This window comes from Massilia sp. YIM B02443, from assembly GCF_030411955.1.
GTDB lineage: Bacteria > Pseudomonadota > Gammaproteobacteria > Burkholderiales > Burkholderiaceae_D > Telluria.
Window position 1 is genome coordinate 90429 of sequence record NZ_JASNRA010000011.1, and the last position, 20418, is coordinate 110846.

Sequence of the window (20418 nt, forward strand, 5' to 3'; positions counted from 1 at the left end):
GCTCGGATCAGGCGCGCGCAAAGAAAATGGCGGCGGACCGGTTCGAAACCGGCCTGCCGCCATCTTGATACGACGCAATGCGTGGTGTTCTTCACTACGGTGCTTCCCGAGAAACCGATCAGGCAAGTCTACCCCGAAACCCGGCCGCGGCGATACTGCCCGCGGCCGGTTTTCAGGCGGCCGGTCGATCAGAACTTGTAGCGCGCGGCCACCATGTAGCGCGGCCCCGACTGGGTCACGAACAGCGCCTGCGACTTGTTGCGGCCATGGATGCGCTGGATCTCGTCGGTCAGGTTGATGCCCTCGAACGAGACGCTCAGGTTCTCGTTGACGTTATAGCCGACGCTCAGGTCCAGCTGGCCGTAGGCTTCGACATATTGCGGGTTCGGACCGGCGTCGTCGGCAAGCGAGGTCAGGAACTTGTCGCGCCAGTTGTAGGCCGCGCGCACGCTCCACTTGTCGTTCTCGAAGATGCCCACCAGGTTGGCCGAATCGCTCAGGCCGGCCAGCGCGAATTGCTGGCTGACGTTGGCATTGTCGTACTGCAGGCCCGACTTGACGTAGGTGTAGTTGGCCTGGACGCCGAAGCCGCTGTTGCCGAACATGTGCTGGAGATTGAATTCCAGGCCACGGATGCGGTCCTTGCGCTGGTTCGCATACGACGAGATGCGGAAGTTCGCGATCGGGTCTTCGGCGAGGGCGATGATGTCGCCTTCCGCGTTCCCGGAAGGGTTGTCCGGGCGGTTGACGATGCCCGGTTGTCCCGCATAGGTGCGCAGGATGTAGTTGCGGATGCAGGTGGTGTCGGCGGTCGCGCAGCCATTGGCCAGGGCCGCGTTCCAGCGCGGACCGCCGACCGGCGTGCGGATCCCGAACGGCTGGTCCTGGATCTGGATCTGGCCGGCGTAGTTTTCCAGGTGCTTGCGGAAGTGGTTGACCGAGACGTAGCTCTGGCGATCGTAGTACCACTCGAGCGCCAGGTCGATGTTCTTCGACTTGACCGGCTCCAGCGACGGATTGCCCTGCGAGCCGGTGCCGCCGTCGACACGTGCCTGGCGGTCCAGCACCTGGCCGCCGGCGATCTGGTCGTAGCGCGGACGGCCGATGGTTTCGCCATAGCTGAAGCGGCCCTTGATGTCCGAACGCAGCGCGATGTCGGCATCGAAGCTCGGCAGCACGTGGCTGTACTTGCCCTTGAGCGTGGTGAAGTTGCGGCCGTCGAACATCACGCCCAGTTCGTTCTGCGACACCCATTGCAGCGCGGTCGGCGTCTGCACCAGTGCGCTCGAGGTGACGTCGGTTTTTTCGTAGCGCACGCCGAGGGAGGTGGTGACCGGGAAGCGGCCGTCGAACTCGGTGTTGAACTGCAGGTACAGGCTCTTCGACTTTTCTTCGGTGCGCTGGTCGTTGTCGTAGGTGGTCTTCGGCAGGTACTCCTCCGGCTTGCCGGTCGCGGCGGCGGCGAGCTGGCGCACCTGGTCGAAATTGAAGGTGTTGAAGGTATTGAACAGGGCCGGATTGCCGCTGCCGTCGATGTTGTCGAAGTACTTGGCCAGGGTCTCGGCATGGAACACGCTGGCCGGGTAGTCCGCCGGGCTGGTGGCGCCGCCCCAGGTGTCGCGCTGCATCACCGAGAATGCCGAGCGGTAGTCGAGCTTGGTCGCGCCCAGGCCGAACTTCAGTTCGGACGCTTCCAGCACCTTCCAGCTGCCGTGGGTCTGGATCTGGTCGATCTCGGTCTTCATGTAGCCGTTTTCGAACACCGAACCGGTGACCTGTTGCGGCGCGCGATTGAAGTCGGCGCCCTGGATGCTCAGGACCGGGAAGTCCTCCCGGAAGTCAACGGTGGTGTCACCGCGGCTGAAGCTGGCGGTGCTGAGCGTATTGCTCGAGCCGAACGGGCTGTTCGGGGTCGACTCGGCCGACGAGCTGTGCATGTCGAGCTCGAGGCGCACGTCGCTGTTGACACGCCATGCGGCATTGAAGCCGAGCGACTTGTTCTCGTTCTTGGTCGCGAAGTCGGCGCCGCCCATGGCGATGTCGGAGTTGGCCCCAGGGATGAATTCGGTATACACCAGCGGCGCGGCGACCGGGCCGTCGCTCCAGGTGCTCGACGACGGGCCGAAGTTGAACCAGGCCGACATGTCGGCGCGGCGGGTGTGGATCTTGTTTTCCGAGTAGGTGTAGTCGACGGTGGTGGTCAGGTCCTTGTTCGGGGCGAACTGGAACACCACCTGGCCGTTGGTGCGCTCGCGCTGCACGCCGTTCATGCTGTAGTTCAGGTTCTGCGGCAGCTGGTAGATGTCGTCGGGACCCGGGCGATTGACGATGTTCTCGGAACCCGGCTGGCCCGGCTGGGGCAGTGGACCGGCGCCGTTGAGGGGGCTCGGGTACGGGCCTTTCCAGCCATTCGAGACCGCGGCGCGGTTGAAGCCCAAGTTGCGTTCCTGGTAGCTGGCCGAGAGACCGATGCCGAAGCGGCCGTCGGCCGACGTATTGCTATAGATGCCGGACAGCTCCGGGGTGACCTTGTTGCCGTGCTTGATATCGTCCGGCAGGTTGCTGGCCGAGGTGTCGTGCACGCCCTTGACGCCGATGCTGGCCTGCATGCCGGGACGCGACAGCGGACGCGCGGTGACCACATTGATGGTGGCGCCGATGCCGCCGGTCGGGGTTTCGGCACGGCTCGATTTGTAGACCTGCAGTTGCGAGATGGCTTCCGAGGCGAGGTTGGCGAAATCGAAAGCGCGGCCGTTGCGGTCGCTCAGGCTCGAGTTCGGCATCTGGCGGCCATTGAGCAGCACCAGGTTGAAGTCGGGACCCACGCCGCGCACGGTGACGCGCGAACCTTCGCCGATCGCGCTGCGATCGATCGACACGCCCGAGATGCGCTGCAGCGATTCGGCCAGGTTGGTATCGGGGAATTTGCCGATGTCTTCGGCGACGATGCCGTCGACGAAGCCCTGCGCATTGCGCTTGAGGTTCAGCGACGATTCGAGACTGGCGCGCAGGCCGGTCACGACCACGGTCTGGGCGCCGTTCTGGGCCGGGCCGGTGATCGAACCGGTCGGGTTGCTGGCGGGGTCCGTCGCCTGGGTCGAGGCGCTGGTCGGGCTAGGCTCGGCGGCCTGCTCTTGAGCGTAGGCCGGCATGAATGCGGCGCAGGCGCTGGCGACTGCCAGGCTCATTAAAGTCTGTTTGGCCTTCGGGTAATACATGTGTTCTCCTGTCTTTTTTTATAAATATGACCGTCACCCATCCACGGTGTCTCCTACCAACGCAGGCTGCGCCCGCGTGCACTGCCGCCTTGCCGCATCCTTACCGCATCCTCACTCCCGGACACCTCCTTGCCGGGACAGTCCCGCCGCCACCGCCGGCAGGCGCCGGCCGTCCCGGCCGGGCCGGGGTCCGTTGGCATCGCGCATGGAAGGAACAGCAACGACGACACCGGCGGTTGCCGGAGTCGTCGTTGCCTTGTTTCCTGTCTCGCCTGTCGCCAGGCGCGCGGTGCGCTGTTTCATGTGTCCTCGGGTCCTTGGCGCATGCGCCGTTGGGGTCGAAGCCAGCTCATTAGGAGCATGGAAACGTTTCCATGTAAGTTGTCTGAATATTAGGGTTAGGAAAATAAATTGTCAACGGAATATCCATACGGAGCGGGGGTGGATTGACGTAGTTTTGCAACACATTGGTGCAGATCCCAGAGTGAGAACTGGTCGATAATCGCTTGGTCCGGCGTGGTGTTTCCCGCGTTGACACCCGATTTTTGCGGCTGATATAGTCGCGTTGTTGATTTGGTAACGATTCCAAACTGGAGCACCGATGCACCGTTTTCTTGCCACCGTTCTTCTTGCGCTCGGCGTCACATTCGCCAATACGCTGGCCCGTGCCGACACCTTCACCTGGCCCGGTGGCGCCCGCGCGGCGGTCAGCCTGGCATATGACGACGCGCTCGATTCGCAGCTCGACAACGCGATCCCCGCGCTCGACCGCCATGGCCTGCGCGCCACCTTCTACCTGCAGCTGTCGAACCCTCCGGTAGGCGCGCGCATGGAAGGCTGGCGCGCCGCCGCCCGGCGCGGGCACGAGCTGGGCAACCACAGCCTGTTCCACCAGTGTTCGGGCGCCGGCGCCGACCGCGCCTGGGTGGCGCCGCACCGCAACCTGGACACCACGAGCGCCGCGCAGATGCGCGACCAGGTGGTGCTGGCCAATACCATGCTGATGGCAATCGACGGGCAACGCGAGCGCACCTATACCGCGCCCTGCGGCGACGTGCTGGCCGGCGGCACGGACTACATCCCATTGCTGCACGGGGAGTTCGTGGCCATCAAGGCCGGGCATGGGCGGCCGCCGGTGCCGGCGTCGATGGCGGCGCTCGACCCGTTCATGGTCGGTTCGGCGGGGCCGGTCGGCGCCAGCGGCAAGGAGCTGATCGAACTGGTGAAGCAGGCCGGCGCGCGCGGGACCATGGTGGCGTTCACCTTCCACGGCATCGGCGGCGACCACCTGAGCGTGTCGAGCGAGGCGCACGAGGAACTGCTGCGTTTCCTGGCCGAGCACCGCAAGGAGTACTGGACCGATACCTTCCTCAACGTCATGCGGCACGTGCGGCAGCAGCAGGCGCCGCGGCCGGCGGCCCCCGCTGGCTGGACCCTGGCCTGGAGCGACGAATTCGACGGCGCTGCGCTCGACACCGGCAAGTGGGTGGCGGAAACCGGCGGCCATGGCTGGGGCAACCAGGAACTGCAGTACTACACCGGGCGGCCGGAAAACGTGCGCGTGGGCGGCGGCATGCTTACCATCGAGGCGCGCAAGGAACGTTATGAAGGCAGCGAATACACCTCGGCGCGGCTCAAGACCGCGGGCCTGAAGGAGACGCAATACGGGCGCTACGAGGCGCGCATCAAGATCCCCAAGGGCCAGGGCATCTGGCCGGCGTTCTGGATGCTGGGCGCGAACATCAAGCAGGCCGGCTGGCCGAAGAGCGGCGAGATCGACATCATGGAAATCATCGGCAAGGAGCCGGGCAACGCGTACGGCACCCTGCACGGGCCTGGCTACTCGGGCGAGCACGCGTTCAGCAAGGCGATCGCGCTCGATGGCGCCGAGTATGGCGACGACTTCCACGTGTTCGCGGTGGAGTGGGAACCGGGCGAGATCCGCTGGTACCGCGACGGCATCCACTTCCACACCGCGCGGCCCGACCTGGTCAAGGGCGAGTGGGTGTTCGACCATCCTTTCTTCGTGCTGCTGAACCTGGCCGTGGGCGGGCTGTGGCCGGGCTATCCGGATGCCGGCACCGAATTCCCGCGCCGGATGCTGGTCGATTACGTGCGCGTGTACCGGAAGCAGGCAGCTGCGCAATGATGCACTGAACGATCCCGCCGTCCCGGCGGGAGCGTGAAATGCGGGCGTGCCCTGCACATAATGCGCGACAGTGAGAGAATGCGCGACCCGGCGAAAATTTTGCCCATGCCATCCATGGGAACCGTTCGCCGGCATCTCCGACATCCATCGTCACGGCTGCGCGCCGGCCGGTTCTTCCGGCCCGGCGCCGGCCACGCCGACCGCATCAGAAAGAGCATCATGACCGCATTGTTTACCCCCTTCGAACTCAAATCCGTCCGCCTGCGCAACCGCATCGCGGTGCCGCCGATGTGCCAGTACAGCGCCGTCGACGGCGTCACCAATGACTGGCACCGCGCCCACTACGCCTCGATCGCGCGCGGCGGCGCCGGCCTGGTGGTCGTCGAAGCCACCGCCGTCTCGCCGGAAGGCCGCATCACCCCGGGCTGCACCGGCCTGTGGAACGACGCCCAGGTGGCCGGCATGGCCGCCATCGCGCAAGAAATCAAGAACGGCGGCGCCGTGGCCGGCATCCAGATCGCGCACGCCGGCCGCAAGGCCAGCGCCAACCGTCCGTGGGAAGGCGACGACCATATCCCGAATGAAGATGCGCGCGGCTGGCAGACGGTAGCCCCGTCGGCCGTCGCCTTCGGCGCCAACCTGCCGAAACAGCCGCAGGCCCTGGGCCTGGACGACATCGCCCGCATCAAGGACGACTTCGTGGCCGCGGCGCGGCGCGCCCTGGACGCCGGTTTCGAATGGCTGGAACTGCACTTCGCGCACGGCTATCTGGGCCAGAGCTTCCTGTCGCCGCATTCGAACCAGCGTGACGACATCTACGGCGGCGACTTCGAAGGCCGCAGCCGCTTCTTGCTGGAGACCCTGGCCGCGGTGCGCGCGGTCTGGCCGAACCACCTGCCGCTGACCGCGCGCATGGGCGTGATCGAATTCGACGGCCGCGACGAAGAAACGCTGCAGGAATCGATCGAGCTGACGCGCCGCATGCGCGCCGGCGGCCTGGATCTGCTCAGCGTGAGCGTCAACTTCACCATCCCGCAGACGAATATCCCGTGGGGCCCGGCCTTCCTGGCGCCCTACGCCGAGCGCGTGCGCCGCGAAGCCGGCATCGCCGTGGCGTCCTCGTGGAACATCGACGATCCGAAGGTGGCGAACCGGGTGGTGGAACAGGGACAGATGGACCTGGTGATGATCGGCCGCGCCTTCCTGGCCGATCCGCACTACGTGTACCGCGCGGCGCGCGAGCTGGGCCTGGAGCAGCCGTGGGACGTGCTGCCGCCGCAGTACGCGCACTGGCTGTCGCGCTACCGCCAGGCGTAAGCCCGGGCTTCCCCGGTCTCAGCCTGCTTTGAGCGGGCCAGGGGCCGGGCGCAGCGGCGTGGGGTGACCGGCCAGGTCGCGTCCCAATACCAGGCGCAGGTCGGAACGTTCGCCCTGCTCCACCTGGCGCAGTTCGGCGCTGCCCAGGCGCCGCGCCAGCTTGCGCGCGGCTCCGTGCCGTCCGGGCCCGTACTCGATGCGGGTCTGGTCCACGCCGAAGCCCGGCTCGTTCGACAGCCGCGTCACCTGCAGGCCCGGTTCGTCGATGCTGCGCGAAACGGCGCGCGCCATGCCGGCGATGCCGTTGCCGTTGCTGATCTCCAGCAGCGCCACGCCTTCCGGCGCCACCGATGCAGGGGCCGCTGCAGGGGCGGCGGCGACTTCTTCTTCGCGCCCGCTGGTGCGCCGCAACTCCATCATCCCGTCCACGCCCGCCTGCACGTAGGCGCGCGCCCAGCCCGCATCTTGCGGCGGCTCGGGTGTCGATGCCTGCGCCGGTGTCGGCGCCTGCAGCGCCTGGCCGAGCGCCGCCACGGCGGTCCTGCTGCCGGTGGACGCGATGTCGGCGCGCAGGTCATGCTGGCGCAGGGTCGCGGCCTGGCGCAGCATCGATTCGGCGCGCGCTTCCTGTCCTTGGCGGCGCAGCGTCTCGCCCAGCAGCTGCCAGGTGCGGTGGTTCAGTGGATCGAGCAGGCAGGCTTTTTCCAGCGCCGCTGTCGCCGATTCAAGCTCGCCGTTCAGGATATATGCGCGGCCCAGGTTGCTGAACAGGTAGGCGCTGGCCGGTCCCGAGGCCATGTTCAGGGGGGCGGTCAGCTCGCGCCAGATCGCGATCGCCTGCCCCAATTCGCGCCGTTCGACGTGCAGCGCCGCCAGGCCGTTGCGCGCGTCCTGATGCGTCGGCGCGATCCGCACAGCCTCGAGGTAGGCCGCGCGCGCCAGGTCAGGCCGTCCGGCCAGGTGGTGCCCGCGGCCGGCGCGGTAGTCGCCGTCGGCCTCCAGCACCGATGCGGCGCCGGCACGCTGCCCGAGCGGCGCGCACGAGGCCAGCGCAGCGCACAGCAGGGCCAGGGAAATCGCTCGTTTCATGACAACTCCAATGGTTCAGCGCGCGCCGGGCAGTGCGCCCAGCGTGCGCGAGATTTGCATCGCGGCCGGGCCCAGCAGGACCATCAGCAGCGTCGGGAAGATGCAGAAGATCAGCGGGAACAGCAGCTTGAGACCGATCCTGGCGGCGTGTTCCTCGGCCAGCACGCGCCGCTTGTGGCGCAGGTTTTCGGCATGCACGCGCAGCGAGTCGCCGACGCTGGTGCCGAAGCGTTCGGACTGGATCAGCATCGCCACCAGCGTGTCGACGTCGTCCACGCCCGAGCGCAGCGCGAAGTTGCGCAGCGCTTTCTCCTTGCTGAAGCCAGCGCGCATCTCCATCAGCACCAGCTGCAGTTCCTGCGCCAGCACCACGCTCTTGATGTGGATTTCGCTGGCCACCTTGACCATCGCCCGCTCCAGGCTCAGGCCGGCCTCGACGCACACCGTCAGCAGGTCGAGGGCGTCCGGCACGGTCTCGAAGATCTCGCGCCGGCGCCGCGCCACCAGCCGCGCCAGCACTGCGTTCGGCAGGTAGTAGCCGAACGAGGCGGCGCCGAGCAGCAGCGCCAGCACCTTGCCGCCGCCCAACGCGCTCCCGTACAGCACCAGGAACGGCGCCGCCAGCGCCGGCAGCAGCAGCGCCAGCGCGGTCTTGGATGCGAAGTACAGGGTCGGCGCCGACGGGTGGCGCCAGCCGGCGTTCATGAAGCGGGTGCGCAGGGTCGACTTCTCCCAGCCTTCCTCGGGAATCGACAGCTTGGTGAGCGGCTTGGCAACGCTGGCCACGCGCTCGATCCAGCGCACCCCGGGCTCGCCCTCGGCGCCGCGCCGGCCCAGGAACAGGCGCAGGCGCTCGCGCAGCGCCAGCGGCGCGAACAGCGCGAAGCCGAGCCAGGCCAGGGCGCAGGCGACGACGAAGACGATCAGCAGGAAGACGAGTTGGGTCGATTGCATGGGGGCCTCACACGCGGATGCGGATGATCTTGCGCAGCCAGAGCACGCCGAACGCGATCATGCCCAGGCCGGTCCACAGCAGGCGCATGCCGCCCGGATCCTTCCACAGCATGGCGACGTAGGCCGGGCTGCTGAACATCATCACGCCCATCACCGCGAACGGCAGCAGGCCCAGGATCCAGGCCGACATGCGCCCTTCGGCCGACAGCACCCGCACGTGCGCGACCAGCTTCAGGCGGGCGCGGATGATCTGGCTGATGTTGCCGAGGATTTCTGCCAGGTTGCCGCCCGACTCGCGCTGGATCAGCACCGCGATCACCAGGTAGCGCAGGTCGGTCAGCGGGATGCGCGCGGCCAGCCCGTGCAGCGCCTCGTTCATCGGCACGCCGTAGTTGATCTCTTCGCGCGCGACCCGGAATTCGCCGGCCAGCGGCTCGGGCAACTCGTTGCCGACGATCTGCAGCACGTTGGTGAACGAGTGGCCGGCGCGCAGCGCGCGCGCGATGAAGTCGGCCGCCTCGGGCAGCTGGTGCTCGATGCGCACCAGGCGCCGCATGCGCATGCGCCGCAGCAGCACCCACGGCAGCAGCAGGCCGCCGAATCCGGCCAGCGCGCGCGCCGGCGCCGGAATCGCCATCGCCGCCGGCAGCGCGAAGCTCAGGGCCAGCGCCATCAGCAGGCAGGCCAGCGAGCAGGCCAGGAACTGGGTGACGGTCCAGGTGGCGCCGGACTGCACCAGCAGCGCGTCGATGCGGTGCGCCGGCTGCCAGCGGTGCAGCAGGCGGTCCAGCGCCGGCGCACGGCTGTACCGGCGCTGCTTGAGGATCGAGATGCGCTCGCCGGTGCGCGCGCCGATTCCGCCGGACATGATCTGCAGCCGGCGCGCGATGCGGCGCGCGGCCGCGCCGTGGGTGCTCATCCACCACAGGTAGATCCCCTCCACCGCCAGGATCACGGCCGCGAACAGCAGCACCACGAAGCCGTAGAAGAATGCGTCCATGGCGCCCCTTTCAGTCGAACACGCGGTCGGGATCGAACGCGTCTTCCGGCACCGGCGCGCCGAACAGCTTGAGGCGGTCGGCGAAGCGCGGGCGCACCCCGGTGGCGCAGAAGTGGCCCAGCACCTTGCCCTCGGCGTCGACCCCGCGCTGCTCGAAGCGGAAGATCTCCTGCATCGAGATGATCTCGCCTTCCATGCCGGTGATTTCCTGCAGGCTGACCACCTTGCGCGTGCCGTCGGTCAGGCGCGACGCCTGCACCACCACCGTCACCGCCGACACGATCTGCTGGCGGATCGCGCGCGGGGTCAGGTTGACGGCCGCCATGCTGACCATGTTCTCCAGCCGCGCCAGCGCGTCGCGCGGGGTGTTCGAGTGGATCGTCGCCAGCGAGCCTTCGTGGCCGGTGTTCATCGCCTGCAGCATGTCGAGCGCCTCGGCGCCGCGCACCTCGCCCAGGATGATGCGGTCGGGGCGCATGCGCAGCGCGTTCCTCACCAGCGCGCGCTGGGTCACCTCGCCCTTGCCCTCGATGTTCGGCGGGCGCGTCTCGAGCCGCACCACGTGCGGCTGGCGCAGCTGCAGTTCGGCCGCGTCCTCGATCGTCACCACCCGCTCGTTGCCCGGGATGAAACCGGAGATCAGGTTCAGCAAGGTGGTCTTGCCGCTGCCGGTGCCGCCCGAGATCAGGATGTTGACCTTGGCCACGCCCAGGCTTTCCAGCACCCGCAGCATGGGCGGGGTCAGGCTCTTGTAGTCGAGCAGGTTCTGCGGCGTGAGCGGGCTGGCGCCGAAGCGCCGGATCGACAGCAGCGGGCCATCCACCGCCAGCGGCGGGATGATCGCGTTCACGCGCGAGCCGTCCGGCAGGCGCGCGTCGACCATCGGACTCGATTCGTCGACCCGGCGCCCGACGCGCGAGACGATCTTCTCGATGATCTTCATCAGGTGCGCGTTGTCGTGGAAGGTGACGTCGGTCAGCTCGAGCCGGCCGTGGCGCTCCACGTAGACTTTGCTGGCGGTATTGACCAGGATGTCCGATACGGTGGGGTCGCCCAGCAAGGGTTCCAGCGGGCCGAAGCCGAGCATTTCGTGCTGGATGTCGAGCACCAGGTGGTGCCGCTCGTGCTGGTTGAGGACGATGCGCTCTTCCTCGATGATGCGCTGGACCAGCAGCGCCAGCTCGTGCTTGAACTGCTCGGCGGTCAGGCGCTTGAGGCGCTCCAGGTCGATCCGGTCGAGGATCATCTGGTGCATCGACTTCTTGAGTTCCTGGTAGGCGTGGGCGGCGGCGTCGAACAGGTCGGCGCCGGCGGCGCGCTCCTGGCCCGACTGCGCAAGGCGTTCGCGAAGTGACATGGGTGCTCCAGAAATGGCGTTAAGGAGAATCGGGCTGCGGCATCAGGATTCAGCGTCGAGCCGCCCGAACAGCCGGTCGAGCAGGCCCTTGCTTTCCTGGACCCGGCGCGCGGTCACCATCGCCACCATCTCGGCCAGGCTGCGCGCGGCCGCGCTCGAGCGCGACAGCTGCAGCACCGGCACGCCCTGGTTGACCGAATCGGTGACCGCGATGTAGTCGTTGGGGAAGGTGTGCACCACCTCGCAGCCGAGCGCCGCATGCAGGTCTTGCAGGCGCAACTTGCCGCCCTTCTCGTAGCGGTTGACGATCAGGCGGATGTTGTCCAGCACGTAGCCGAGCGAGCGGAAGATGTCGAGCAGGCGCCGGGCGTCGCGGATGTCGGGCAGCGCCAGCTGCAGCACCGGATAGATGGTGTCGGTCACGTCCAGCGCGCGCAGCGACACCGCGTCGATCTGGCGCCCGACGTCGAGCAGCACGTAGTCGTAGTGCTGGCGCGCCACCCGCAGCACGGTGTCGATGTGCTCCGGCTTGGCCTCGCGCGCATGGCCCGGGTCGTCGGCCGCGGCCAGCACCCCGAAGCCGGGCGTGACGTGCACCACGCACGATTCGAGGAAGGGGCCGTCCACGCGCGCAATCTGGCCGCACACGTCGGACAGGGTCATGGCCGGCTTCTGGTCGGACACGTACAGCGCGGCGTCGCCGAACTGGCCGTGCAGGTCGATCAGCAGCACCTTCTTGCCGGCCAGCGTGGCCAGCGCGTAGCCGAAGTTGGTCGAGATGAAGGTGGCGCCGCTGCCGCCCTTGCAGGCGATGAAGGCCAGGATCTTGCCGTCGCGCATGGCGGTGACGCCGGCGGCGGCCGCGATCCGGTCCATCGCCTCGTGCAGCGCGCGGTGCACCAGCGGCAGCTGCAGCACTTCGCGCACGCCGGCGCGCATCGCCGTGATCAACAGCTCGTGCTGGTGCTGGTCGGTCAGCAGCATCAGCTGCGACGTCGGGTACTGGCGCCCGAGGCGCTCGAGCAGGCCGGCCTCGGACGGGTCGGCGTCGCTGGCGTCGACGATCACCAGCTGCGGGGTGTCGCTTTCGGGCCGGTCGAGCGCCTCGCGCAGGCTGGCGCGGGTGGACGCCAGGTGCAGGGGCGGCACGCGCGCGGCGCCCTGGGAGGCGAGTTCCGCGTACAGGTGGCTGTCCCGGCTGATCAGGAGCGCTCTCATGGAATCCTCTGGGTTGTCCGGTGTGGCCGGCTAGCGGTCGCGCACCAGCGCCGCCGGCTGGGTGGGATTGGCGTAGGAACGCTGGTAGGCCTCGTAGGCGGCGCGCGCGGCGCGGCCGTCGACGCCGGCGGCGGGGTTGGCGGCATTGGCGGGCGCGGGGTCGATCACCTGCGCCGCCAGGTTGGCGCGGGTGGCGTCGCCGAAGCGGGCGTCCCACTGCGGGGTGGGCGCCACGCAGCCCTGCAGGCAGCCGCCGGCCAGGACCAGCGCCAGTGCCGCCAGCCGGCGCGCCGGCCGCCGTGTCGATCGTGCTTGCATCGCGTTCTCCTATTTCAGTTCGAAGCCGCCGGCGGTCTGCGCCGGTGCGGACGGCGCAGCCGCCGGCCGGGATGCCGGTGCAGGTGCGGGCGCCGCCCCTTCCAGCCGGCCGCCCAGCAGCACCTCGGCGCGGGTCGGCACCGGCACCGCGTCGGTCGGCAGCGCGTAGGCGGCGCCGGGCAGCGGCTTGACCAGGCGCGCCGTGATCAGGAACACCAGTTCGCTGCGGTCCTGCTGGTAGTCGGTGCTGCGAAACAGTGCGCCCAGCACCGGCACTTCGCCCAGTCCCGGCAAGCCTTTCAGGCTGGTCACCAGGTTGTTGCGCACCAGCCCCCCGATGGCGAAGCTCTGGCCGTCGTACAGCTGCACCGTGGTGCTGGCGCGGCGCGTGGTCACCAGCGGCATGATGGCGGTGCCGTTGATGCCGGCGGCGCTGATGCCGACCCCTTCGCGCGACAGCTCGGACACTTCCGGCGCCACCTTCAGGTTGATGCGTCCGCCGGCCAGCACGGTCGGGGTGAAGCGCAGGCCGACGCCGAATTCCTTCTCTTCCAGCGTGACCTTGTTGTTGTCCTGCGCCACCGGAATGTAGAACTTGCCGCCGGCCAGGAAGGTGCCTTCCTGGCCGCTGATCGCCAGCACGTTGGGCTCGGCCAGGATGCGCACCAGGCTGTCCTGCTTGTCGGCGCCGACACCGAAGGCGTTGCCGTTGGTCTTGATGCCCGACAGGCTGCCGCGCGCCATCCCGCTCAGGAAGTCGGTGGCCAGCGTGGTGGTCCAGCTGCCGGAACCGAAGCTGAAGCGGGTGCCGGTTTCCAGGCGCTCGATCAGGCCGCGCGCGACTTCGGCCACCTTGACCTCGAGCTGCACCTGCTGCGGCGCGCTCACCGCCAGCATGTTCACCACCCGCGTGGTGGCGCCGCTGCCGCTGCCGCCGCCAGTTCCCCCCGCGCCGGCGGGCGCGATCACGCCGTCGGTATCGTTGTCCTTGTTGATGGCGCTCAGCTGGCGCAGCGGGCGGCGCACGTAGGCGCCGGCCAGTTCGGCCGCGCGCGCCACCGCGGCGGCGTCGCTGACGGTGCCGGTCAGCACCAGCGAGTCGGCGGCGGCCAGCACCTGGATGTCCTTCTCTTCGGGCATGGCGGCGGCCAGGGTGGCGCGCAGCGCGGCCGGGTCCATCGCCACCGTGATGTCGATCACGCTGCAGGCGCCGCTCCTGCCCTGCACGATCATATTGGTGCTGCCGACGTCGATCCCGGCGATGTACAAGGTGTCGGGCGCGACCAGCATGGCCTGCACCACGGCCGGATTGCCGACGCTGCGCCGGGCGACCCTCTCGGGCAGGCGCAGCATGGTCGACTTGCCCATCTGAAGCGCCATCGCGGCCGGACGCGCCGCTTCGCCGGTGCAGCCGGCGTCGCCGCGCGCTGCCGGCCACGGGTCCTGGCGCGCTTCCTTCGGCGCATCCTTCGGCGCCGCGGCCCGGGCGCGCCTGTCGACCGGCCTGGCGGCTTGTGCAGCCTGGGCCGCCTCGGCTGCCTTGCCCGGCGGGACGGCCGCAGGCGTGGCAGGCGTGGCGACGGGAGTGGCGGCAGATGCGGCGGCGGCGGCGGCCCCGGCGCCGGGCGCCAGCGCCAACCCCGCCAGCAGAAAGGCGCAGGACGCGATCGTGGAACGTCTGTTCATGATGGCTCCCGTGTGGAACTAGAGGCATTCCTGCGATGCGTGCAGGCCGTTGATGACGGGGATGCAGTCGCGCCGCGGCGGGGCCGGCGCCCGCGCCGGCTGCACCCGCGGTCGTGCCGGCCGTGGCGCGCCCCGTGGTGGCGGCGCGGCGGGCGGCGGCGGCAGCAGGTTGTCCTTGGTCGCGCCCTCGGTCGCGGCGGCGGCCGGATCGACCTGGTTGCGCAGCGCCAGCGACAGCGTGCCGACGCTGCGCGCCAGGTCGAGCTTCTCGGCCTGTTCGGGCGTGACCTCGAGCGTGACGGCGTTGACCACCTTCGGCTTGGTCTCGTCACGGTTGACTTCCTGCGCCACCGCCAGCACCAGGATCCGCTCCAGCACGATCTTCGAGATGCTGCGCGCGCGCCCCTGGGCCGCGTTCGGATCGGGCACGGTCTCGGTGCTGACGATGATGTCGACGTAGTTGCCCGGCAGCGCAAAGCCGGCCACCCCGATCACGTCGTTGACGCGCACCGTGATGGCGCGCTTGCCTTCGGTGATCAGGGCCGACAGTCCGCCCAGGGTGCCGGCCGGGGCCAGCTTGGATTCGCTCAGCGGTTCGCCGGCCAGCACGCTGCCGCGCACCACCCGCCCGCTCAGCTTGGCCGGATCGGTGAACGCGCCCTTCGGCACGCTGTCGGCCGGCCAGTCGGCCAGCTTGAGCATCTCCGGCGCCAGGCGCTGGCCGATGTCGATGTCGGCGCCGGCGACGACGATGCGCCCGGTGCTGGCGACCGGCGCATTGAGCAGCCAGCGCGCGGCCAGCGCCACCGCCGCCAGTCCGAGCACCACCGCCAGCGCCATCATGACCACGGCTCGCTTGTTCTTCATCGCGCATCTCCACAGGCCGTGCCGCTACCGGCTGCGCCGTTCGCGGCCGTCCCTTGCGAAGGCGCCGCCAGCGCGGCGGCGCCGAACATGCTGCTCCAGGCCTGGGCCAGGGCCTCGGGATCGGCGCGCGGCGCGCGCCCGGCGAAGCCCGCGAAATCGGCGATCCGGCCCAGCAGTTCGTGCGGATAGGCGGCCAGCAGCGGACGCCGCGTGCGGCGGTGCAGTTCGCCGACCAGGTAGTCGAGCGCGGCGTCGCCCAGCTCGATGCGGCGCAGCAGCGCCTGGCGCCGCGCCAGCGCCCGGTAGCTGGCCTCGGACAGCGGCCCGACCGGGATCCGGTAACCGATGCGGCGCAGGCAGGCGTCGTCCAGCACCGCTTCCGGCGTCTGGCCGGAAGCCAGCACCAGCACCACGTCGAACGGCAGCGCCAGCGTGGGGCCGCCCGGCACCGCAACGTGGTCCTGGCCGCTCTCCAGCGCTGCCAGCCAGCGGTGCAGCAGTTCCGCCGCCGGCACCCGCTGGCGGCCCAGGTCGTCGACCACCAGCAGGCCGCTGTTGGCGCACAGGTGATGCGGCGCGCGCAGCACGCCGGCGGCGGCGTCCGGACGCAGTTCCAGCATGTCGCGCGTCAGCTCGGCGCCCAGGTGCACCAGCGGACGCTGGCTCAGCATCCAGCGCGCGTCGACGCTGCGCCGCTCTTCATGGCTGCGCGGCTGCAGCGGCGCCGGGTGCAACGCCGGGTCGTACAGCTGCACGATCTCGCTGTTGACCAGCACCGCGTGCGGCACCGCCACCGGATCCTGGCGCAGGCGCGCCAGCTTGCGCGCCAGCGTGGTCTTGCCGCTGCCGGAAGGACCGTACAGCAGCAGCGGGCGCTGCGAATGCAGGGCCGCGCCAACCAGTTCGCGCACGGCCGGCTCCAGGCCGTCTTCGTGCAGCAGCGCTTCCAGCTCGCCGCGGCCGACGCGCAGCGCGTCCGGCCGGCGCTGCGACTGGCGCGCCAGCACCGTGCGCCAGGCCGCCAGCGTCACCGGGGCCGGGCCGACATAGCGCGACTCGAGCAGGTGTTCGCTCGCGGCGCGCTGGCCGAAGGCGGTCAGGCTGTAATGGACGTCGAGGTCGCTCTCGCCCGACCACGCGATCTCGGCCTGCTGGGTGGCGATCAGGCCCTGCAGCACTTCGCGCACCACGCCGCCGGACAGGCGCAGGCGTCCGGTCAGCACCGACAGTGGGGTCTTGCCGCCCGCATGCAGGGTCTTGAGCACCAGGGCGGTAACGAAGCGCGGATCGAGGCCGGTGTCGCGCACGGTGCGTGGCTGGCGCGGCAGCACGGCGGCCGGATCGCCGTCCGCGAGGCCGGGCGCACCCGGCGCATCCGCCGCTTGCGGCGCGCGCAGGTCCTGCGCGGCCGCGGGAGCGGCGGCCGATAACGCTTGCATCATGACACCTCCTGCGAATGCGGATGGTCTGAAGACTGGTTCTGGAGGATAAATTCTGGAGAACCTTGGTTTGACGAACCTTGATCTGACGATCTTGATTTGATTCTAGCGAGCGGCCCCGGCAGGCACTTGATACCTGACAAAGGGCGAACTCAGCAGTACAGCCGTCGCGGCGCGGCCGTGCGCCGCTCAGCCATAGCGCCCAAGCAGGACCACCAGGGTGCCGCCCGCGATCGCCACGCCGTAGGGAATCGATCCGGCGCTGGGCCGCTCTGCGGTGCCGATCGCCGGCGCCCGCAGGCGCAGCAGCGCGGGACGCAGGATCGCCCCCAGGTTGGACAGCGCCATGCGCAGCCGGCCTTTGACGAGCAGCACCGCCAGCGCCATCACGCCGCCGGCGCACCAGGCCAGGATCGCGATGTGCAGCGCCTCGGCGGGGCCGGTGAAGGCGCCGACGGCAGCCATCATCTTGACGTCCCCGGCAGCCATGCCGCGGATCAGGTAAAAGGGAAGGAACAGCAGCAAGCCGGCGCTTGCGCCGCCCAGCCAGGACAGCAGCGCGCGCAGCGGCTGCGGCGACAGCAGGTGCAGGACCAGCGCACTGGCCATGCCGGCCAGCAGCAGCAGGTTCGGAATGCGCCGGCTGGTGAGATCGTTGATCGCGGCAGCGGCCACCATCAGCAGCAGCAGCGTGTCGAGCCAGGGTGCGACAGCCATGATGGGCTCCAGAAGAAAACCCCGGGGCCGGACAGCAGCCCCGGGGAACAAGGCGATTATTCGCCGGCGCCAGGTGCAGCCGGTTGGACCACGATGGCGTCACGGATGTACTCGAACGCTTCGCGGATCTTCTGACCCACTTCACCGGCGACGCTCGCCATCACGACCCCGATGAGGGCGGCGATCAGGCCATACTCGATGGCGGTGACACCGTCTTCGTCGGCGACGAAAGCTTTGATGGCAGAGGTAATCGTGCTCATGACAAACTCCTTATGGTGGTTGATAAAAACTGGCGGCGACCGGGCCCTGTCGCTGTTGCTGTGTTGCGTTTGCCAGTGAGTTCACTGTACTGATTAGTGCCGTACGGCAAGTTGACTCTCCACAACTTTTCCACATGGAAATGAAAGATTCTTTTAAAGAATGAGTCCGGCCTTGAATGCGTCTCCCAATCCGGAAAATATGAATAAAAACTGTTAAGAATAATTGCCTGTAATACAAAAAAAGGCTATCCTGTTTTGCTTGACCGCTGAAAAATGCGGCACCGCTGATAGCGATGCGCTGTGCCTTGCCCGACGACTTTTCTGTTGTTCTAGATCTGTAACGACATGGATTCCCTGCTGAGACACATGGTGGACATGACCGGCCACCGCGATCACACCATGCTGGACTTTTCCGTCATCTCGGCGGTACAGGAGCTGTCGGGCGCCGCCTGGACCCGCGTGCTGAACATCGCCACCGTCGGCGGCCAGAAATTCGTGCGTTCGCGCGCCTGCATCCATGCCGGCGGCGTGGCCTGCCCCGAAGAAGCCCAGGACAGCGGTCCCGGCGAACCGATCGCCGGCTATCCGGAACTGGAGCGCTGCCTGCGACAGCACGACATGCGCGCCGAAAGCGCTGGCGGCCCCGGCGGCGACGGCCTGCGCCGCCTGTGGCTGCCGATCTGGTTCGGCGACAAGGCCGACACCTGCCTCGAGATCGCGCATGGCCATCCGTTCACGCCGGAAGCGCTGTACATGGTCAACGGCATCGTCAGCGTCTACCGCAACTTCCAGAACCTGCTCGACTACAGCGAGCGCGACTCGCTCACCGGCCTCTTGAATCGCAAGACCTTCGACGACCAGCTGGCGCGCATGCTGCATGCCAGCGACCTCGATACCGAACGCGGCGCCGGCATTGCCGAACCAGCCGGACACGCCGAGCGGCGCCATCAGAACGGCGAGGAAAGGCAGTGGCTGGCGGTGGTCGACGTCGACCACTTCAAGAGCGTCAACGACCGCTTCGGCCATCTGTACGGGGACGAAGTGCTGATCCTGATCGCCAACCTGCTGCAGACCTCGTTCCGTGCGCAGGACCGGGTATTCCGCTTCGGCGGCGAGGAATTTGTGGTGTTGCTGCGCTCGACCACGCTGGACAATGCGCGCCGCATCATCGAGCGCTTCCGCGGCGACGTCGAGGCGCACGCCTTCCCGCAGGTGGGACGGGTCACGGTCAGCGTCGGCTTCACCAGCGTCAGCGCCGCCGACTCGCCGGTGGTCACGCTGGGCCACGCCGACCAGGCGCTGTACTACGCCAAGGCCAACGGCCGCAACCGCGTCTGCCACTACGAAGAGCTGGTGGCCGGCGGCCTGCTGCAGACCGTGGCCGTCAACGACACCGCCGAATTCTTCTGAAGTCGGGCCGCCCTCAGTCGTCGGCCAGCTGCATGAAGCGCAGCGGGTCGACGTTCCAGGCCTCCGGCGCGACGTGGCGCAGGATGCGGTCGCCGCCGCCGAAGCCGAGCCCCTTGGACAGGTCGACCGTCTCGGGCCGGATGTAGGCCCGGGTGCGGGTGTGGAAGAACACGTTGACCTTGGGCGTGAGCAGGTTGGCCGGATGGGCTTCGATCACCACGCCCAGCCGGCCCGACTCCAGCAGCACCAGCGTGCCCACCGGGTAGATGCCGACGCAGCGCATGAATTCCTGCACCAGGACCGGATCGAAATGGGCCTTGCTCCATTCGTAGAGTTTGCGCATCGCCTCGGCCGGCGCGATGCCCTTGTGGTAGCAGCGGTCCGAGGTGATGGCGTCGTAGACGTCGACGATCGCCGCCATCTGCGCCAGCTCGCCGATCGCTTCCCCGGCCTGGCGGTCGGGATAGCCGCTGCCGTCGCGCCGCTCGTGGTGGTGCAGCGTGATGTCGAGCGGGATGGGACCGATGCCGGGCGCGCGCAGCAGCAGCTCGTGGCCGTCGCGCGGATGGCGCTTGACGATCTCGAACTCGGCATCCGTCAGGCGTCCCGGCTTGTTCAGGATCGCGTCCGGCACCAGCGCCTTGCCGGTGTCGTGCAGCAGGCCGCCGATGCCGGCCTGGTGGATCAGCGCCTCGTCCATGCCGCGCGAGCGGCAGAACGCCACCAGCAGCGCGCACACGCTGACCGAGTGCTGGAAGGTGTAGTCGTCCTTGTTCTTGATCTGCAGCAGGCCGAGCAAGGCGCCGCTGTTGCGCAGGATCGATTCGGTGATGTTCTCCACCACCGGCGCCACCTCGTCCAGTTCGACCGCCTTGCCCAGGCGCGCATCCTGCATCACGCTGCGCACCACCTCGACCGCGCGCCGGCGCACGCTGGCGGCGCGCTCGAGCTCGACACCCAGCGGCGTGCGCACGGACGCGCCGGCGCGTCGACGCGCGTCGGCCGCCAGCGCCACCACCTCGGCTTCGGTCTGCGCCGCCGCCTCCGACACGGTCGGCGCCTCGTCCAGGTCGAGGCCACGGCCGCAGTCGATCACCACGCCGCGGATGCGCGCCGCCGTGATTTTCCGGATCTCGTCTTCGCTGGTGAGCAGGAAGCGGTTGCGCACGAACGGATGCTCCATCCAGCCGCAATCGAGATCGTGGATGAACATGCCAACCTTGAGCTGCGAAGAATCCAGTTTTTTCAGCATCGTGTTCGTCTCTTGTCGATGGCGCCGCAGGACGCCTTTATGCACGCGGTATAAGCGCCACATTACCTGATATAACTAAATGTTGCCACCAAGATAGAACTGCATTTCTGGCAAGGCCGGGCTGGCTTGTTGCGGCGAACATCCGGATGCGCGACCCGTGCTTGACG

At 68.5% G+C, this 20418-nt stretch carries 16 protein-coding genes; 3 read left to right on the top strand and 13 right to left on the bottom strand.

All coding sequences use genetic code 11. The features are described 5' to 3' along the window. Positions 1 to 188: 188 nt before the first annotated feature. Positions 189 to 3188 (bottom strand): TonB-dependent receptor, encoded by a 3000-nt coding sequence (locus tag QPK27_RS13195; RefSeq protein WP_290418703.1) that lies wholly within the window; start codon positions 3186 to 3188, stop codon positions 189 to 191. Between the two features lie 631 nt (positions 3189 to 3819). Between QPK27_RS13195 and QPK27_RS13200 the strand changes: the two genes are divergently transcribed. Together QPK27_RS13200 and QPK27_RS13205 are read left to right on the top strand one after the other, a co-directional pair. After that, entirely contained in the window at positions 3820 to 5367 is a 1548-nt protein-coding gene (locus QPK27_RS13200) for a family 16 glycosylhydrolase (RefSeq protein WP_290418704.1), read from the top strand. Positions 5368 to 5586: 219 nt separating this feature from the next. After that, the gene (locus tag QPK27_RS13205; protein WP_290418705.1) at positions 5587 to 6684 is read left to right on the top strand and encodes an NADH:flavin oxidoreductase/NADH oxidase; all 1098 of its coding nucleotides are present in this window, start codon (positions 5587 to 5589) and stop codon (positions 6682 to 6684) included. A gap of 18 nt (positions 6685 to 6702) precedes the next feature. Here the strand turns inward: QPK27_RS13205 and QPK27_RS13210 are convergent, their stop codons facing one another. From QPK27_RS13210 to QPK27_RS13260, 11 genes are all read right to left on the bottom strand, one after another. After that, on the bottom strand, positions 6703 to 7773 hold the full coding sequence (locus QPK27_RS13210; protein WP_290418706.1) for a LytR C-terminal domain-containing protein: 1071 nt from the start codon (positions 7771 to 7773) through the stop codon (positions 6703 to 6705). 15 nt (positions 7774 to 7788) lie between these two features. Beyond that, positions 7789 to 8727 (bottom strand): type II secretion system F family protein, encoded by a 939-nt coding sequence (locus QPK27_RS13215; protein ID WP_290418707.1) that lies wholly within the window; start codon positions 8725 to 8727, stop codon positions 7789 to 7791. A 7-nt stretch (positions 8728 to 8734) separates the two neighbouring features. Then, positions 8735 to 9727 carry a type II secretion system F family protein gene (locus QPK27_RS13220; RefSeq protein ID WP_290418708.1) on the bottom strand — a complete coding sequence of 331 codons (993 nt, stop codon included), beginning with the start codon at positions 9725 to 9727 and terminating at the stop codon, positions 8735 to 8737. Between the two features lie 10 nt (positions 9728 to 9737). Beyond that, complete coding sequence (locus tag QPK27_RS13225) at positions 9738 to 11084, bottom strand: CpaF family protein (RefSeq protein ID WP_290418709.1); 1347 nt, start codon at positions 11082 to 11084, stop codon at positions 9738 to 9740. 42 nt (positions 11085 to 11126) lie between these two features. Beyond that, entirely contained in the window at positions 11127 to 12302 is a 1176-nt protein-coding gene (locus tag QPK27_RS13230) for an AAA family ATPase (RefSeq protein WP_290418710.1), read from the bottom strand. Positions 12303 to 12332: 30 nt separating this feature from the next. Next, positions 12333 to 12620, bottom strand: coding sequence for a hypothetical protein (locus tag QPK27_RS13235; RefSeq protein ID WP_290418711.1), 288 nt, complete (start codon positions 12618 to 12620; stop codon positions 12333 to 12335). 9 nt (positions 12621 to 12629) lie between these two features. Further along, positions 12630 to 14306, bottom strand: a complete 1677-nt coding sequence (locus QPK27_RS13240; RefSeq protein WP_290418712.1) for a type II and III secretion system protein family protein — start codon at positions 14304 to 14306, stop codon at positions 12630 to 12632. Positions 14307 to 14324: 18 nt separating this feature from the next. Continuing rightward, on the bottom strand, positions 14325 to 15173 hold the full coding sequence (gene cpaB, locus QPK27_RS13245; RefSeq protein WP_290418713.1) for a Flp pilus assembly protein CpaB: 849 nt from the start codon (positions 15171 to 15173) through the stop codon (positions 14325 to 14327). Beyond that, entirely contained in the window at positions 15170 to 16615 is a 1446-nt protein-coding gene (locus QPK27_RS13250; RefSeq protein WP_290418714.1) for an ATP-binding protein, read from the bottom strand. The genes cpaB and QPK27_RS13250 overlap by 4 nt, the downstream gene beginning before the upstream one ends. A 186-nt stretch (positions 16616 to 16801) precedes the next feature. Then, positions 16802 to 17329: a prepilin peptidase gene (locus tag QPK27_RS13255; protein ID WP_290418715.1), complete on the bottom strand. Its 528-nt coding sequence runs from the start codon at positions 17327 to 17329 to the stop codon at positions 16802 to 16804. A gap of 56 nt (positions 17330 to 17385) precedes the next feature. After that, positions 17386 to 17589 (bottom strand): Flp family type IVb pilin, encoded by a 204-nt coding sequence (locus QPK27_RS13260; protein WP_290418716.1) that lies wholly within the window; start codon positions 17587 to 17589, stop codon positions 17386 to 17388. Between the two features lie 345 nt (positions 17590 to 17934). Here QPK27_RS13260 and QPK27_RS13265 point away from each other — a divergent pair, with 345 nt between their 5' ends. Next, positions 17935 to 18999 (top strand): GGDEF domain-containing protein, encoded by a 1065-nt coding sequence (locus QPK27_RS13265; protein ID WP_290418717.1) that lies wholly within the window; start codon positions 17935 to 17937, stop codon positions 18997 to 18999. Between the two features lie 13 nt (positions 19000 to 19012). Here QPK27_RS13265 and QPK27_RS13270 read toward each other — a convergent pair whose 3' ends face one another. Then, positions 19013 to 20251 carry an HD-GYP domain-containing protein gene (locus tag QPK27_RS13270; protein ID WP_290418718.1) on the bottom strand — a complete coding sequence of 413 codons (1239 nt, stop codon included), beginning with the start codon at positions 20249 to 20251 and terminating at the stop codon, positions 19013 to 19015. Positions 20252 to 20418 lie beyond the last annotated feature (167 nt).